The 16,311-nt window shown below is 48.9% G+C and carries 14 protein-coding genes; 12 read left to right on the forward strand and 2 right to left on the reverse strand.

The genetic code is table 11. The features are described 5' to 3' along the window. Positions 1-87 precede the first annotated feature (87 nt). Together AC51G0_RS06375 and AC51G0_RS06380 are read left to right on the forward strand one after the other, a co-directional pair. Complete coding sequence (locus tag AC51G0_RS06375) at positions 88-972, forward strand: LysR substrate-binding domain-containing protein (protein ID WP_496301221.1); 885 nt, start codon at positions 88-90, stop codon at positions 970-972. A gap of 146 nt (positions 973-1,118) precedes the next feature. Then, complete coding sequence (locus AC51G0_RS06380) at positions 1,119-1,889, forward strand: TSUP family transporter (RefSeq protein ID WP_496301222.1); 771 nt, start codon at positions 1,119-1,121, stop codon at positions 1,887-1,889. Here AC51G0_RS06380 and AC51G0_RS06385 read toward each other — a convergent pair. Then, the gene (locus tag AC51G0_RS06385) at positions 1,849-2,694 is read right to left on the reverse strand and encodes a LysR family transcriptional regulator (RefSeq protein ID WP_496301223.1); all 846 of its coding nucleotides are present in this window, start codon (positions 2,692-2,694) and stop codon (positions 1,849-1,851) included. The two genes, AC51G0_RS06380 and AC51G0_RS06385, sit on opposite strands and share 41 nt — an antisense overlap. Before the next feature lie 116 nt (positions 2,695-2,810). Continuing rightward, positions 2,811-3,302 carry a MarR family winged helix-turn-helix transcriptional regulator gene (locus AC51G0_RS06390; RefSeq protein ID WP_496301224.1) on the reverse strand — a complete coding sequence of 164 codons (492 nt, stop codon included), beginning with the start codon at positions 3,300-3,302 and terminating at the stop codon, positions 2,811-2,813. Between the two features lie 424 nt (positions 3,303-3,726). Between AC51G0_RS06390 and AC51G0_RS06395 the strand changes: the two genes are divergently transcribed. The 10 genes from AC51G0_RS06395 to uhpB all read left to right on the forward strand — a co-directional run bounded on the left by AC51G0_RS06395 (position 3,727) and on the right by uhpB (position 16,294). Further along, positions 3,727-4,983 (forward strand): imelysin family protein, encoded by a 1,257-nt coding sequence (locus tag AC51G0_RS06395; RefSeq protein WP_496301225.1) that lies wholly within the window; start codon positions 3,727-3,729, stop codon positions 4,981-4,983. A gap of 84 nt (positions 4,984-5,067) precedes the next feature. Next, positions 5,068-6,507 (forward strand): di-heme oxidoreductase family protein, encoded by a 1,440-nt coding sequence (locus AC51G0_RS06400; protein ID WP_496301226.1) that lies wholly within the window; start codon positions 5,068-5,070, stop codon positions 6,505-6,507. 12 nt (positions 6,508-6,519) lie between these two features. Then, positions 6,520-7,527, forward strand: coding sequence for an imelysin family protein (locus AC51G0_RS06405; protein WP_496301227.1), 1,008 nt, complete (start codon positions 6,520-6,522; stop codon positions 7,525-7,527). Then, on the forward strand, positions 7,517-8,623 hold the full coding sequence (locus tag AC51G0_RS06410; protein ID WP_496301883.1) for a DUF1513 domain-containing protein: 1,107 nt from the start codon (positions 7,517-7,519) through the stop codon (positions 8,621-8,623). Before AC51G0_RS06405 ends, AC51G0_RS06410 begins: the two co-directional genes overlap by 11 nt. Positions 8,624-8,865: 242 nt before the next feature. Then, the gene (locus tag AC51G0_RS06415) at positions 8,866-10,557 is read left to right on the forward strand and encodes a L,D-transpeptidase family protein (protein ID WP_496301228.1); all 1,692 of its coding nucleotides are present in this window, start codon (positions 8,866-8,868) and stop codon (positions 10,555-10,557) included. Positions 10,558-10,709: 152 nt separating this feature from the next. Next, positions 10,710-11,258, forward strand: coding sequence for a peptidoglycan L,D-endopeptidase MepK (gene mepK, locus AC51G0_RS06420; RefSeq protein ID WP_496301229.1), 549 nt, complete (start codon positions 10,710-10,712; stop codon positions 11,256-11,258). A 150-nt stretch (positions 11,259-11,408) separates the two neighbouring features. After that, positions 11,409-12,062, forward strand: a complete 654-nt coding sequence (locus AC51G0_RS06425; protein ID WP_496301230.1) for an MBL fold metallo-hydrolase — start codon at positions 11,409-11,411, stop codon at positions 12,060-12,062. A 512-nt stretch (positions 12,063-12,574) separates the two neighbouring features. Further along, positions 12,575-13,975 carry a hexose-6-phosphate:phosphate antiporter UhpT gene (gene uhpT, locus AC51G0_RS06430; protein ID WP_496301231.1) on the forward strand — a complete coding sequence of 467 codons (1,401 nt, stop codon included), beginning with the start codon at positions 12,575-12,577 and terminating at the stop codon, positions 13,973-13,975. 199 nt (positions 13,976-14,174) lie between these two features. After that, on the forward strand, positions 14,175-14,783 hold the full coding sequence (uhpA, locus tag AC51G0_RS06435; RefSeq protein WP_496301232.1) for a response regulator transcription factor UhpA: 609 nt from the start codon (positions 14,175-14,177) through the stop codon (positions 14,781-14,783). After that, positions 14,783-16,294, forward strand: a complete 1,512-nt coding sequence (gene uhpB / locus AC51G0_RS06440) for a signal transduction histidine-protein kinase/phosphatase UhpB (RefSeq protein ID WP_496301233.1) — start codon at positions 14,783-14,785, stop codon at positions 16,292-16,294. The genes uhpA and uhpB overlap by 1 nt, the downstream gene beginning before the upstream one ends. Positions 16,295-16,311 lie beyond the last annotated feature (17 nt).

The raw sequence follows: 16,311 nt of genomic DNA on the forward strand, positions 1-16,311 counted from the left end.
GTTAAAACTGTGATCAATCGTGGTTGAAATATGTCTGTCTCATAATTCGGCTTGGTTATACTGCATTTTTTCTTCGTGTGAATTGCTATGAATATAGAAAGTAAGTGGCTGGAAGATTTCCTCGCTCTCGCTGATGTTCGAAATTTCTCTGTGGCTGCACAAATGCGCAATGTGACCCAGCCTGCCTTTAGCCGTCGAATTAAAGCGTTAGAACATACCGTGGGTGCAGAGTTAATTGATAGGAGCAAGACGCCAGTTGCCCTGACCCCGAGTGGTCGGTTGTTCCGGATCACAGCCCGCACCTTGATGAACCAAATGATGGACGGGATCGGCCAGCTGTCAGATCTGTCAAAACTTGGCGGCAATATTGTCCGGGTAGCAGCCGCTCACTCGTTAGCAACCAACTTGGTTCCTTCTATTCAGCCTCAGCTACTGGCCGGCAAGCATAGCCCGCTGCTGAGTGTTGAGGCGATTGATGTTGACCAGGCGATTGAAGAGCTGCAAGAAGGTGGCTGTGATGTATTACTGGCGTTTGATGATGACTTGCTCCGGTTGCCTCCGTATCAGTCATTGCAAATTGGACAGGCGGAGCTACTGCCGGTTTGTGCCTGTGATAGTGAAGGTCAGCCGCTTTATCAGTTAAGTAAAACCAAAGAGGTTCCATGGCTGGCTTACAGCCCTAGTTCCTATATGGGGCGACAGGTTGAGGCTATTCGTGATCAGGTTAACTTGAAAGCTGTTTTTTTATCATCAATGACCGATCTGCTGAAAGCATTGGTGCTACAGGGCCAAGGTGTAGCCTGGTTACCGGACTATTCAATACAGGATGAACTGGCTAGTGGGAAAGTCGCGGTGGTGGGTGAGCCGCACCTAAGGTTGCCGATCACTTATTATGCTTACCGCTATCAGGCTCGTTTGCATCCAGCAGGAGAGCAAGTATGGCAAACACTACGCAACCTGATAAGTCAGTAAGGCTGATGCAATAACTAAGCAGTGCTGTTATCTATTCTCATTGATTCCAATTGGGAATAGGTTGTCATCCAATCTTTCGCTGTTCGTTGTTAGGCCGCAGTGCTAACGTCTTCGCTCAGTTTGATTGACAGAAGAGATGTTGCAGGATGGATTTTTCGCTCGATATTATTGCGCTGCTTTTTTTAGTGGCGGGCCTAGCAGGGTTTATTGATGCGATAGCTGGGGGAGGCGGCTTGTTAACCGTACCTGCGCTATTGGCAGCAGGCGTACCACCGACACAGGCGCTGGCGACCAATAAACTGCAAGGGGCATTTGGCAGTTTTTCTGCTTCATTGTACTTTGTCCGCAACGGCTTTGTGAGCCTGCGCGAGATGCGCAATGCGATTGGCTGTACATTTGTCGGCTCGGCAATAGGGGCAGAACTCGTCCAGCGAATTGAGGCGGGGGTACTAACTAGTCTGATCCCTGTTTTGCTGGTGTGTATTTCGCTCTATTTCCTATTGGCACCCCAGGCCGGTAAAGGAGGCGGTACACCAAAGCTGTCGGATAACGCTTTTGCGCTGACTGTTGGGGCCGGTGTTGGTTTTTATGATGGTTTTTTTGGGCCAGGAGCGGGGTCATTGTTTACGGTTGGTTTTGTTGTTATTGCCCAGCTGGGCCTTGTTGAAGCCACGGCAAGAACGAAAATCCTCAATTTTACCTCTAACTTTGCCGCACTTCTGTTCTTTATTTTTGCCGGGTTGCCGATTTGGGAAATTGGTTTGGTGATGGCAGTTGGTGGATTTATTGGTGCTCGCACGGGGGCCAAAGTGGTGGTGACTAAAGGGCGAAAGTTAATTCGGCCGATGGTGGTTATTATTTCGATGGTGATGGCGATTAAATTGCTTTGGGAACAACATCCGCAATGGTTTCAATAAGGGTACGAACTCGCTCTGATTGATAGCTACTCTGACGGTAGCAAAGGTGAACCGGGCGGGTGAGCTCATCGAGGAAATCGAAATGGTGGCAGAATGTTGCATCGATTTTTAAGGTTTTGACTATCGACTTTGGTACCAAGGCTGGTGCCACGCCTCCAAGTGCCAATTGGGCGGCGGCTGAGTAGGAGTCCATTTCCATCAGAGGAATAATTCCTACCTTTTGCAGTAAGCTGGCCTGATTCGCGTTGGCGGGGTTTTTAAAATCATTAACAAGCAGGGCATGGGGAGTTTGTTGTAGAGGCTGGTGGGCGATGACGGCAAACGGCTCATCAAACAGGTGAAGGGTTGACAGCCCGTGCTGTGGCGGCAGATGACCGGCACAAAAGCCGATAGTTGCATCACCTGACTGGACTTTCTCAATGCTCACCGGGGTGTGGTGCGTTGAGATAGAAATGTAAGGATCTTTTTGAATATAGTTGCCCATCATTTCACCGAGGTACCCGGCGACCAAAGTCTCTGAGCAGGCAAGGGTGATGATGGTGTGATCCTCGAAACGCTGTTGGTCGAAGATCAGGCCTTTGATTTCTTTATAGCTAGGGCCGACACTCTCTATCAGAACAACGGCATCGGCTGTCAGCTTTATCCGGCGACCGGAAGGTTCGATTAGTTTTTTTCCTAATCGTTTCTCGAGCCTGGCAATACGTTTGCTGACCGCGCTCTGGCTGATATACAGATAGCTGCCAGCCTTGCTCATTGTTCCTTCTTTTGCCAGTACCAGTAAGGTTTCGATCCCTTCAAGTAACACCTTGATACTCCAGAGTTTAATAGTTAATAGTTAATAGTTATATCGTTTATCGGAGAACGGCCGAAGGGAAGTGCTAAAGCGCAGTAACAAATAGCCGGTGCCCCGGCTATCTTGTATTAGTTAGGGATGGTTTCTTCTTGCTTGGTAATACTACCGACTTCAAGTACGGCGGCAACGTCAAGGTGCTCAGCATTCATCATGGAAGAGATCCGTTGCACAGATGACAATAGCAGCGATTGTTCCCACTCTTCAAGTTCATGAAAACGGGAGACAAAGTTCTCCTGAAGCGGAAGCGGTGCTTTTTCGAGAACTTCTTTGCCTTTATCGGTTAAATAGGCATGTACTTTTCGCTTATCTAGCTTACTTCGCTCGCGTACGACCAACTCTCGCTTTTCCAAACGGTCAAGGATCGTTGTCGCCGTAGCCTGGCTCATATTTGTATTGTTTGACAGCTGACGAATGGTGACTTCACCTGAGTCACGAATCGCTCGCATCAGAACTAATTGAGGCCCCGTTAACCCTGCGACTTTATTGAGTTTTCTCGAATGCAAATCGATAGCTCGAATAATTTGTCGAAGGGCAATGAGGACTTCTTCGTGCTTGTCCATTTAACTCTCCCAAATTAGTGTCGCGAAGGTACATCAATATTAATAAACATGAAAGACTTAGTTGTCGTAAAGTCGACAAAACTGCAATTCTTAAAAGGTATTATCGCTGCCATAGGTAACTAACACAATTTAGTTGTTGAGTTTAAGTGTTTTTTTTGGGGGGAAGGGCTGAAACTCCTGACGGCCAGATTGGGGAAAATTGGGAATGGTTTGTCAGCGATAAGCAGCGTGGTTTTTCGGGCCTGCACACGGATCCATTGGGTTAGTGAATTGTGTGATGTTACTGTTTTTTTAATTCATACGATGATTAGTTATTCCAATATGTAAAAATCATGGCTATCATATTTGAATAAAAATAATTCTCACTAGCATACGTATTAGTGACTTTAGTTAAAGCAGCTCTCAATAAGGATGAAAAACCATAATGAACAATAAATTCACCCGTAATCTTATTGCGGCGTCATTACTGACGCTTCCTGTTTTTGCACAGGCAGCACCAACCAAAGCTGAAGTTGTCGAACATTACGCTGATCTTGCTCACAGTGTATACAGCGATGCCCTGATCACAGCTAAGTCTCTTGATGATGCCCTAGATGCGCTGATTGCCAACCCAACAGACGCTAACCTTGCGAAAGCCCGCCAAGCTTGGAAAGCCGCACGTGTACCATACCAACAGTCTGAAGTGTTCCGTTTTGGTAATGCGGTTGTCGATGATTGGGAAGGGCAGCTAAATGCCTGGCCGCTGGATGAAGGCCTGATCGATTATGTTGCGGATGATTATCAGTATGAGCTGGGGAATGATGGTGCACAGGCCAATATTATTGCCAATGAATCACTGCAGATCGGCAATGCTAAGATTGATGTTAAGAAGATCACGCCAGAACTACTGGCTGAGCTGAACGAGCTCGGCGGCTCTGAAGCGAATGTTGCGACTGGTTACCACGCAATTGAATTCCTACTATGGGGACAGGATCTAAATGGCACCAACAATGGTGCGGGTCAGCGTCAGTACACAGATTTTGCTTACGGCGAAGCATGTACCAATGGTAGTTGCGAACGTCGCCGTGACTACCTAAAAGCGGCATCTGGGCTGCTGCAAAATGACTTGAGCTGGATGGAGCAGCAGTGGTCTGCTGACGTTGCCTCTAACTATCGTGCTGAGCTTCTGGCTGACTCTGCTGATAACGGTCTGCGCAAAATGCTATTCGGTATGGGCTCCCTATCTCTTGGTGAGCTGGCCGGTGAGCGTATGAAGGTTGCATTGGAAGCGAACTCAACCGAAGACGAGCATGATTGCTTCTCGGACAACACCCACTACTCACACTATTACAACGAGCAGGGTATCTATAACGTTTACACCGGTACCTACATGCGTGTGAACGGCAGCTTGGTTTCAGGCCCAAGCCTTCATGATCTTGTCGAGAAGAAAGACAAGCAGGCGGCAAAAGAGATCCAGGCTGGATTCGACCGTGCGCGTAGCCAAGTATATACCCTCGTTCAATCTGCCGAGAAACAAGATCAGCATTTTGACCAGCTAATTGCAGCCGGCAATAAAGCGGGCAATGCTCTTGTTGGCAAATCTATCACGGCACTGGTTAAGCAGACGGCGGAAATTGAGCGTGCTGCCGGTATTATCGGGGTGAACAGCCTAAATCCGGATACGGCTGATCACCAGTTCTGATTGTTATAACTACTTAATAACAACAATACGTTAAGGGGCTCTATTGAGCCCTTTTGCCGTCATAATAAAAAGAGTGTGTGAGCTATGAAGTTGTACTTTGCCGCAGCGTTTCTCTCTCTGTCTGCTTTTTCTTTCGCAACTTATGCCCAACAGGCCAGCGCTGGCCCTGCAAAGGCAAAACAAGATCCAAGTGTCGTCAATGCCTTGAAGTCGGGTGGTGATACGACAGTTAAAAAATCAGGTGCCAATGCCTTTTCACTACCGGCGGGTAATTTGCCACTGTCAAAGCGCCTTGATTTCAGTGTGGGTAACAGTTTCTTCCGTAACCCTTGGGTCCAGGCACCAGCTACGACAGATGCCAGGGATGGTTTAGGGCCACTATTTAATACCAACGGTTGTCAAAACTGCCACATCAAAGATGGCCGCGGTCACCCTCCTGAACCGGGCGATAGGAATGCCGTCTCTATGTTGGTTCGCCTCAGTATCCCGGCAATGACCGTTGAACAGAAAAAAGCGTTGATCACTGATGGGGTTATACCCGATCCGATTTACGGTGGCCAGCTGCAAGACTTTGCTTTGTCAGGTGCTAAGCCAGAAGGGCAGATTAACCTTACCTATAGCGATGTTCCTGTCACGTTTACTGACGGTGAAGTGGTGACCTTGCGTAAGCCAGAGCTAGCAATTAGCGATTTGAACTACGGCCCGATCCATCCGGATGTGATGATGTCGGCACGTATAGCACCTCCGATGATTGGCTTGGGGCTACTCGAGCAGATCCCTGAGGTTACCTTGTCTGCGATGGCTGAAGAGCAGCAAAGCGCCGGGCAGGGAATTTCTGGCAAACTGAACAAAGTCTGGGACGTTGAAAAGCAGCAAACGGTGACCGGGCGCTTTGGCTGGAAAGCTGGCCAGCCGACCTTGATGCAACAAAATGCTGCCGCATTCAATGGTGATTTGGGGCTGACCAGTAACTTGTTCCCAAATGAAAACTGTTCAGTGCTGCAGTCTGTCTGCAGTGAGTTGCCCGATGGCGGCAAGCCTGAAGTTAGCGACAATGTACTGACATTTGTTGAGTTCTATTCGCGCCACTTGGCGGTACCTTCACGCCGGAATGTGGCTGAGCCACAAGTGATAAAGGGTGAAGCTCTTTTCTCAGCACTAGGTTGTGAAAGCTGTCACCAGAGCAAAATCAAAACTGGCGTGAATAAGGCGCTTCCGGCGATTTCCGAACAGTTGATTAACCCGTATACCGACTTATTGCTGCATGATATGGGTGAAGGACTGGCAGATAATCGTGGTGAATTCTTGGCTAACGGTCGTGAATGGCGGACAGCACCGCTTTGGGGGATAGGCTACACCGAAGAGGTTAATGGTCATTCTTATTTCCTTCATGATGGCCGGGCGAGAACCTTGATGGAAGCCGTACTTTGGCATGGTGGTGAAGCTCAGCAGAGCCGGGACAAGGTACTTACGTTGTCTAAAGCCGAGCGAGATGCACTAATAGCGTTTCTGCAGTCATTGTAAAGGGAAGTCCAGATGAAATTATCAGTTATATCGCTATCAGTGGCGGCCGTTATGGCTCTTACTGGCTGTAATGACCAGCAGAAAACGATGAGTAGTGCCATTCACCAGCAACATCTTCAGTCAGCCGAACAGTTCGCCGTGGCAACTGGTCAGCTCAATGAAGAGTTGGCTCAATTGTGCCAGAGCTATGGCGAATCCCAGTTGCAGGATACACAACAGTCATGGCAGCAAGTGATGGTACCGTGGATGGCTTTGCAGGGCCGAGAAAAAGGCAGCGAAGAAGCATTGGCGCTGAGTTGGCAGATCCAATTCTGGCCCGATAAAAAGAACACGACCGGCAGAAAGCTTAATCAGTTGCTAAAGCAAGATAAACCATGGACGGCAGCTGATATTGCACAGCAGAGTGTTGTGGTTCAAGGGCTTGGTGCAATTGAGTGGTTTCTGTATGAGCAGCAAGCGAAACTGAAAGGCGAAAAGGGGTGCCAGTTAGCAGGTGCCATCGGTGACCGTCTGCAGCAAAGTGGTGAGCGACTAGCTGTGGCTTGGCAGAGCGATCCTTGGCAGCAAATGACCCCGGAGTTAGCGCTGGGCGAATACCTTGGTGCACTGAATAACCAGCTTGATTACAGTATGAAAAAGCTAAGCCGCCCGTTAGGAAAGCCCGGCTCGCCGAAACCTTACCAGGTTGAGTCATGGCGCTCTCAAACGTCTTTGAACAATTTAAAAGCCAATGTTGAAGCGATGCAACAGCTTTATCTGGCGGGTGGAAATGGGCTTGACACACTACTGCGACAGCGTGGCCTTGTCGGTACTGCCGATAGAATTGCCAACCGCTTTGCCTCTTTGCTGGAAAGCTGGCCGGGTACAGCCGCGATGGTGCCAATGCTGAAGACTCGGGAAGGTTATCGAGAGCTGCTTAATATTTACAATGGATTGGAATATATTCAGATTGCGCTACAGGATGATGTGGCACTAGAGCTAGGTATTGTGGTGGGGTTCAATGCAACAGATGGTGACTGATTTTACACGTCGGAAATTACTGCGTTCGGCGATGGGGGCGGGTGCGCTTGCTACGGTACCTGCGGGCGGGTTGCTCACTGCATGTTCAAGCACCCAGGCAGCCCGTTCTCAACAACCTAAAATTATCGGTTGTAGCCGGACGCCAAGCGGTGGCTATGGTGTGGTGATTGCGGCTCAGAATGGCCAGCCGATCTACCAGTTCGCACTTCCTGCCCGTGGCCACGGCATCGCAATTCAACCTAGTGGTTCACTAGCGGCGGCTTTTAGCCGTTGTCCCGGGCAATACTTGCAGGTATTTGACTATAAAAATGGGAAAGAGTGGCCGATCAGGGCGGTTGATCCAAAACGTCATTTTTACGGTCACGGTGTGTTTTCGGCAGACGGTAACTACCTGTTTACGACCGAAGGCGTAACCGCTAGCAGTGCTGGGGTGATAGGGGTTTATGAAGTCAAACCCGGAATGCCGAAAGTCGCTGAGTATTCAGACTTTGGCATTGGGCCACATGAAATTGTATTGGCTGATGAGAATACATTAGCGGTTGGTGTTGGTGGCGTGCATACCCAAGGACGCACCCCGATGAACCTTGATTCGATGCAGCCTGCATTGGTTTATCTTGACTCCCAGACAGGCGAGCTGTTGGAACAGGTTGAACTGGAAGATAAACGCCTGAGTATCCGCCATTTAAGCGTGACCGATACGGGAGAGGTCGCCTGCGGTCAGCAATATCGCGGGGAGCCCGAGCAGGCGGCACCGCTGGTTGCATTGCATCGCCGTGGTCAGCCGCTTCGCCATCTTCAGGCTGACGATGAGCAGTGGCTTCGATTCAATCATTACATTGCCAGCATTGCCAGTGTAGATGGCTATTTACTGGCAACGTCTCCCCGTGGCAACTGTTATGGTATCTGGCATGAAGCGAGTAGGGAGCTGGTAGAAATCAAGCCATTAATTGATGCATCCGGCGTAGGCGTGGTCGATGGGGAGTGGCTGGTCGGTTCCGGTTCGGGAAAAGTATTGACGATTGCCCCTCCGAATCAGATCACTGCATTCCAAAGCCCGGTAATGTGGGACAACCACTGGAACGTGCTATTGGGTTAAGACTCGCCGCTTTTAAATTAGTACTTATTTACTATTGTATTTTTATAGAACCTATAGTTGTTATATAGTTGTTTTAATTCAATGTCATACAACACAGTCGGTTTTGTTGATGCTTGTGTTTTTGTTGATAATAATGCTCGAGTTTAAGAATTGAAACACTGCTGATATCCCCCTGAAGCTAAATTTAAGTCCGTTGGTTTATCAATTTGCCATACTTAAAGTGTTGCTGACGGGGATCTCAAATGGCTGTGTCAAAGCTTAGTTGTATCGGGCTTGTCCTGATGGTCGCTTGTACGCAGACGGTGTTGGCTGAAACGCTACCGTCATTATCACAATCACAACCCCTTGCCGTAGCCACTGAACCACAGCAACCCGCTGAAGGTGTGTTACAGCAGCAAAAAGCCGAACAATGGGTCCATCAAGTCGCAAACAATATATCGGCAATCCGGTATATTGATAAACTTGCCCAGCTTTACCATGCCATCGGCTATACCCCTCTTTGGCAAGATACATTCGCTGCTACCGAATTTGAAGATCAGCTGAGGCTATTGGCCCAGGCCAGTATCAGTGCTGATTTTTCTCGCCGTTTTTCGCTTCTGCAACACTATAAAAATTCGAATGACTGGCGCCAATATGACTTGTTGGCCACTGACTCTCTGTTGGCATATATGAGTTATGTCGAGAGTTTGCCCGAGTTTGGTCGTGGGTGGTTGTTTGGTGCCGGGATTGAACCACGTTTGCCTGCACCATCTGCAATAGGGATCAAGCAATTGCTAACTGCGGTAGAAGTTGACCGGCTGCGGTTCTTTATTACTGGCTTCAAGCCTGCTGATGATCGCTACACCCAAATACAATTGGCAATAAATGAACTGGAGCAAGTGGCAAGCAAGCGCTGGCCCGGATTCTACCAGCAAGGCTTTATACGCCTTGGAACCCGCTTAAAGAATCCTGATGGCTTGATCACAATGTTAGAAAACCTCGGTGATTTGAAGGATTATGAGGCCGAGCAGTTACGGGAAGCGGGTGTTCGCACTTATAATATCGATCTTGCTAATGCAATAAAAAGCTTCCAGCAAAGGCATGGCCTCAAGGTTGATGGCACCATTGGGCCTAACACCCGGTACTGGCTTGCTATGCCTGCGCAAGAGAGGATCAGGATACTGGCGCTTAATGCCCAGCGGTTACGCTTGTGGCCGGTGGAGCACCCTTCAGTGCTGATTGTCAATATACCTGATTATGGGTTGAGCCTATGGCTGGACAATAAGCATGTACTTGACAGTAAAGTGATTGTCGGCAGACCAAGCCGCCGTACACCTTTGATGACATCAACTGTCGCTTCGGTTGTTTTCAACCCTTATTGGAATGTCCCGATTTCCATCATGCGCAAGGATATCCTGCCTAAAGCGCGTTATGACCGCGGTTACCTGTACCGGAATGACTTTAGAGTGATCCGTAGTTGGACAAGCTCCGAGCAAATCCCGATCCACACGATTAACTGGCGCATAGTGAATGCTAAGGCCTTCCCTTATCGGCTGAGACAAAAGCCGGGTAAAAAAAATGCGCTAGGCCGGTTTAAGTTTAATATCCCGAATGATCACTCTATCTATCTTCATGACACGCCAGCTAAAAGTCTGTTTAATAAAGATGAAAGGGCATTTAGTTCAGGCTGCGTCAGGGTTGAGCATGCCGATGACTTAGCGATGATTCTGCTCAATTATTCAGGCGTGCCAGAGCAGCGCGTTAATGAACTTAAAGCCCGGACGAAAACCAAAACAGTTGGTCTCAACAACCGGGTTAAAGTACATGTGATTTATCAGACAGCATGGGTAGATACTCAAGGCTTGGTGAATTTCCGTAACGATGTCTATAGCTATGATCGAATGATTGAGATGTCTCAAAAGGGAGAAAAATTTACAATTAATTACCATGAATAAATTTCTTATAAGTCAGTAAGTAGGCGACAGTTGCACAATAATTGATCGTTTTATTGTGTTTTGGAGGTTTGACTGAACAAAAACTGAACGGTATCTTGCTTTTTGTTTCACGGCTTTGGCCCGATATTAGCAAGAAAGTGGTTTTGTTTAGGATGTCTGAGATTGATTACAAGCGCCGCCAGTTATTGGTTGCTGGGGGATTGGCGGTTGGCGCATGTTTATTGCCAGGAGTGGCATTTTCTAGCCCGTATAAAGCAACGAGCGCACGAAATATTTCGTTGTGTAATATTCATACCCGTGAAGATCTGGAAACCCAGTATTTTGACGGTCAAAACTATATCAAGGAAGAATTACAGCGAATCAATCATATCTGTCGTGATTTCCGCCGCAATGAAGTGGCCCATATGGATCGGCGTTTGTTTGATGCGATTACCCAAATTCAGGAAGGTCTAGGCCATAAAGGGCAGGTGCGAATTATTTCTGGCTACCGCTCTCCCGAAACCAATCAAGCGTTGCAAAAAAATGGTGGTGTCGCTAAAAAAAGCTACCATATGAAGGGTGAGGCGATTGATTTCAATCTTGAAGGAGTGCCGCTTTCGAAAGTTCGTCGTGCAGCTCTAGAGTTACGTCTAGGTGGTGTAGGTTATTACCCGAAGAGTGGCTTCGTTCACATAGACACAGGCCCAGTCCGCCGCTGGTAAGTGTTCTTTCAACATCCTATCGAATAATTCCAAAGCCGGTTTCTATCTCCCTCTCTTGATAGTTTCCGGCTTTGTTGTCTCTGGGTTTTTGTTGTTACCGCCACTGGCGTGTTATCCTGCAACGAGATTATTGTCAGTTAGGAAAGGGCTATGAGTCTCCAGTTTGAAATTGTTCCAGTTACCCCGTTTCAGCAAAACTGTTCCATCATCTGGTGTGATGAAACTAAAGAAGCCGCAATGGTTGATCCAGGTGGTGACATTCACCTGTTGAAAGAAAAAGTTCAGCAGCTGGGGTTGACGGTAACCAAGCTTATTTTGACTCATGGCCACCTCGATCATGTCGGTGGTACCGCTCCGCTAGCAGCAGAGCTGGGTGTGCCCGTGATCGGCCCGCATAAAGACGATGCGTTTTGGCTGCAGGGGTTACCTCGTCAAAGTGAAATGTTCGGTTTCCCGCTGACAGAAGCGTTTGATCCGGACCAGTGGCTGGTTGACGGCGATATCGTTACTGTGGGTAACCAGCAGCTGAATGTGCTTCATACTCCAGGCCATACGCCGGGTCATGTCATACTTCATAGTGACGAAGCCAGCATTGCCTTTGTCGGTGATGTCTTGTTTAAGGGCGGTATCGGCCGTACTGATTTCCCTAAAGGTGACTATCAAACTTTGATTGATTCAATCAAAGGCAAGCTATGGCCTCTGGGCAACGATGTCACGTTTGTACCGGGCCACGGTCCGCTTTCAACATTTGGCAATGAGCGTGCTTCGAACCCATTCGTCGCGGATGAAATGCCGGTGTATTAAGGCTTCGCCTTGGAAGCGAGTTACGCTTCGCTCCGTGAAGCGGGAAAGAGCGAGAGTTGTTGTTGACTCTCGTTTTTTTGTTTTTACAATCTTCCCGCTTCCCGCTTCCCGCTTCCCGCTTCCCGCTTCCCGCTTCCCGCTTCCCGCTTCCCCATAATAATAGTGTGACTACTTTCACGCTTTTCCGACTGTTCTAGTAAAACTAGGAATCTTTCCTAATTGTTTTAGGCCACCTTCTCAAGCCAGCAAAGCTGGCCGTCTTTAGAATCCTCAACCAATCGGGTTAGCCATCATCATGTCTTCAATCAATAGCCATGCTCGTCACGAACGCATGCGCGGCTTATAGAAGGCATGACCTGGACATATAACTATTCATCTTGCTCCCGATGATATCCAGCGAGTCTGCTTACTGAATGCTGCGTGACTTACCGGAACCATTCCGGAACCGTACCGGAACCGCCCAGTATTTAGTAAGCAGGCTTATTTTCAAGTAAATCTGTTGAGGATTTCACATGTTTAAATTGTTGGACCAGGTCAGAAAACCAACTCTCGACCTGCCTGTAGAAGAGCGCCGCAAAATGTGGTTTAAGCCATTTCTGCAATCATATCTGGTTGTATTTATTGGCTACATGACCATGTATCTGATCCGTAAAAACTTTAATGTTGCCCAGAACGATATGATTTCGACTTACGGCCTGTCGATGACAGAGCTGGGTCTGATTGGCTTGGGCTTCTCCATTACTTACGGTATCGGTAAAACAGCCGTTTCTTATTATGCCGACGGGAAAAATACCAAACAGTTTCTTCCTTTCATGTTGATCCTGTCAGGTATTGCGATGTTGGGCTTTAGTGTCAGCATGGGTGGCTCAGGGATTAGCTTGTTCCTGATGATTGCTTTTTATGGCTTGAGCGGTTTCTTCCAGAGTACCGGTGGCCCGTCAAGTTATTCCACGATTACCAAGTGGACGCCTCGTAATAAGCGCGGCACATACCTTGGCCTGTGGAATATGTCACACAACGTCGGTGGTGCTGGTGCGGCGGGTGTTGCCCTGTTCGGTGCAAACTATCTGTTTGACGGCCACGTGATCGGCATGTTTATCTTCCCGTCGATTATTGCATTGGTGGTTGGTTTTATCGGCCTGCGCTTTGGTAGTGATTCACCGGAAGCTTACGGCCTGGGTAAAGCGGAAGAGCTGTTTGGTGAAGAGATCAGCGAAGAAGATGTCAGCGCCGAAGAAAACCAGATGACCAAGCGCGAAATTTTCATGGAATACGTGCTAAAAAACAAAATCATCTGGCTGCTGTGTTTTGCCAATATCTTCCTATATATCGTTCGTATCGGTATTGACCAGTGGTCAACCGTTTACGCCTATCAGGAACTGGGCTTGTCAAAAGAGACGGCAATTCAGGGCTTCACACTGTTTGAGGTTGGTGCTCTGGTTGGGACATTGATGTGGGGCTACCTGTCTGACCTGGCCAATGGCCGTCGAGCAATTGTTGCCTGTGTGTCGCTGGTCCTGATTATTTTTGCCCTTGAGTTTTATCAGACGGCAACCAATGAATACATGTACCTGGGCTCGCTATTCGTTCTTGGTTTCCTGGTCTTTGGCCCTCAACTGTTGATCGGTGTTGCTGCCGTTGGCTTCGTACCGAAAAAAGCAATCAGTGTTGCCGACGGCATCAAAGGGACATTTGCCTACCTGATTGGTGACAGTTTTGCCAAGCTAGGCTTGGGTATGATTGCCGATGGCACGCCAATCTTTGGCCTGACAGGCTGGAAAGGCACATTTGCAGCATTAGATACCTCTGCTGCGGTCTGTATTGGTTTGCTGTTCTTCGTCGCGATAGCTGAAGAGAAAAAAATCCGCCGCGAAAAACGTTTGCAGAAACAGGCTGAGCTGGAATTGGCGTAAGCTGGCTTTGATACTAAACCACCCCGCGGGGTGGTTTTTTTGTATTCGCAAACGCAGGAAATAACGCGTGGAGCGCTGGCTTTACCGTTTCCTGCCACTCGCTACGCTATGAATTTTGGCATTTAATTTTTCAGCCTTGCCTGACAAGGCGGATGGATGTAGTTTATGCCTCTTTTTTGCTCTGACTGGGTGTTTCTAGATGATCAAAGTCGTACTGGTAGATGATCACATCATTGTTCGTTCGGGGTTTGCACAACTCCTTTCTCTAGAGATGGATATTGACGTTGTCGGAGAGTTTGGCTCTGCGCAAGAAGCCCGGCAGGGCATACCGGGTAGCCAGGCGAATGTTTGTATACTGGATATCTCTATGCCTGATGAGAGCGGTTTATCCTTGTTGGCCGATATGCCTGAAGGGATGGCCTGTATCATGTTGAGTGTCCATGACTCGGTGGCGATTGTTGAGAAATCCCTGGAGTCTGGTGCTCGGGGTTATCTGAGTAAGCGTTGCAGTCCAGATGAACTGATACAGGCGGTACGCACAGCAGCCACGGGAGGTTGCTACCTGACACCGGACATTGCATTAAAACTGGCTTCTCCGGACCGGGGAGCCAAATCGCTGACCAAGCTTACCAAGCGAGAGCGCCAAATTGGCGAGATGCTGGCATTGGGTTTAGATGTCAAATCGGTGGCTGCCAAACTTGGCCTAAGCCATAAAACTGTTCATGTCCACCGTGCAAATGCGATGGATAAACTGAATGTGAAAAATAATGTCGAGCTGGCAAAGTGCTTTGCGTCTGAGGCGCTTTGATGCGCAATTTTGCTATTACCTCCCTGTGTAGCTGGCTGCTGATATCCTGCTGCTGGTTCTGCCTGTGGATCATTGCTTCGTATTTCACGCTTGATCCTGAGCTGGCGGTATTGTTTTTCCCGTTTGCAATGCGGCTGGGGGTATCGCTCCATACGCCGAAAGCCTATTGGGCTGCGGTGTATGGTGCCGAATGGTGGTTGATGGTGTCACTGGCAGTGCTGCTGGAACAGCCGCAGTGGGTTTCGGTGCTCGCGGCTAGCTTGCTCAGCCTGCCAGTTTTGTGGCTGGCACAGCAATATTATTATGGCTCTCAGTGGCGCAGGCTGTGTGTGATGGGGGCGGTAATTGGTATGACAGCACTCATCAATACTTTCGTTGTCGGCTTGGCTAGCGGCCATAGCCTGATGGTGCTGCTGGTCAGTATTACCGGCGGGCTAATGCTGGTGCCGAGCTGCTATCTGATCTGGAGCTATCTGTTTCAGAAGGCATGGATCCCACTTACCGTTAACTTGGTCTCCCGTCCTGTTGAGCTGCGCAGCCGGCATGTAGTGCTCTATGCCTCGCTGTTTATTATCAGTATTGCCATCCAGCTCGGCCTACCTGATGAAATGCGCCGTTTTGCGCCTTTTTGTCTTGCCATACCCATCATTCTTCTTGCCTTTCGTTATGGCTGGCAAGGGGCCTTACTGGGTACTTTGCTAAACAGTGTGGCCCTGATTGCCGCCCGTACCGGGGGCAGTAACCTTGAAATTACCGATCTCTTGCTATCGTTGTCAGCCCAGAGCCTAACAGGCATTCTGTTGGGGATGGGGATACAGCGCCAGCGGGAGCTGAACCAGAAGCTACGTCATGAATTGGTTCGCAACCATAGCCTTTCCCGTCAGCTGGTAACTGCCGAAGAGTCGGTACGCCGTGAGGTTGCCCGTGAGCTGCACGATGAAATTGGCCAGAACATTACGGCTATCCGTACCCAGGCCTCGATCATTCAGCGAGTCGAAAACACGCCGATGGGAAAAAATTGTGCCTCGACGATAGAGGGGCTGTCGCTGAACATTTATGACACGACCAAAGGGTTGCTAACCCAGCTAAGGCCCAAGTCACTCGATGATCTCGGGCTAGAAGAGGCTGTCCATCAGCTGGTGCGGGAGCTGGAGTGTGAAAGCCAGGGAATTGAGACTTATATTGCCTGGCATCATGATGGGCAAGAGCTGGCGGATCTCAGTGATACCATGAGCGTGACGTTATACCGGATCTGCCAGGAAGCGCTGAATAATGTAGTGAAGTATGCCAGTGCATCACAAGTGAGTATCTGCGTGCGTGTTAGGGATGAGGTTGAGCTGGTGGTAAAAGACAACGGCATCGGCTTCAAGCCAGAGCATACCCTGCAGGGGCTTGGTTTACGCGGGATGCGCGAGCGGGTTCAGGCCTTGGGAGGCACATTTACGCTTAGTAGCCAGACCCAGGGCGAAGGGAAGGGTACTGAGCTTCGGGTGATCCTGCCTGCGTTATAAGTGGGCTTCTGGCTAAA

Source organism: Photobacterium sp. HL06, from assembly GCF_059552575.1.

Excerpts from the sequence above, each read along its gene's own strand:
- AC51G0_RS06375 (WP_496301221.1), top strand. The coding sequence starts at position 88 with ATGAATATAGAAAGTAAGTGGCTGGAAGATTTCCTCGCTCTCGCTGAT.
- AC51G0_RS06380 (WP_496301222.1), top strand. The coding sequence starts at position 1,119 with ATGGATTTTTCGCTCGATATTATTGCGCTGCTTTTTTTAGTGGCGGGC.
- AC51G0_RS06390 (WP_496301224.1), bottom strand. The coding sequence starts at position 3,302 with ATGGACAAGCACGAAGAAGTCCTCATTGCCCTTCGACAAATTATTCGA.
- AC51G0_RS06395 (WP_496301225.1), top strand. The coding sequence starts at position 3,727 with ATGAACAATAAATTCACCCGTAATCTTATTGCGGCGTCATTACTGACG.
- AC51G0_RS06400 (WP_496301226.1), top strand. The coding sequence starts at position 5,068 with ATGAAGTTGTACTTTGCCGCAGCGTTTCTCTCTCTGTCTGCTTTTTCT.
- AC51G0_RS06405 (WP_496301227.1), top strand. The coding sequence starts at position 6,520 with ATGAAATTATCAGTTATATCGCTATCAGTGGCGGCCGTTATGGCTCTT.
- AC51G0_RS06410 (WP_496301883.1), top strand. The coding sequence starts at position 7,517 with ATGGTGACTGATTTTACACGTCGGAAATTACTGCGTTCGGCGATGGGG.
- AC51G0_RS06415 (WP_496301228.1), top strand. The coding sequence starts at position 8,866 with ATGGCTGTGTCAAAGCTTAGTTGTATCGGGCTTGTCCTGATGGTCGCT.
- mepK (WP_496301229.1), top strand. The coding sequence starts at position 10,710 with ATGTCTGAGATTGATTACAAGCGCCGCCAGTTATTGGTTGCTGGGGGA.
- AC51G0_RS06425 (WP_496301230.1), top strand. The coding sequence starts at position 11,409 with ATGAGTCTCCAGTTTGAAATTGTTCCAGTTACCCCGTTTCAGCAAAAC.
- uhpT (WP_496301231.1), top strand. The coding sequence starts at position 12,575 with ATGTTTAAATTGTTGGACCAGGTCAGAAAACCAACTCTCGACCTGCCT.
- uhpA (WP_496301232.1), top strand. The coding sequence starts at position 14,175 with ATGATCAAAGTCGTACTGGTAGATGATCACATCATTGTTCGTTCGGGG.
- uhpB (WP_496301233.1), top strand. The coding sequence starts at position 14,783 with ATGCGCAATTTTGCTATTACCTCCCTGTGTAGCTGGCTGCTGATATCC.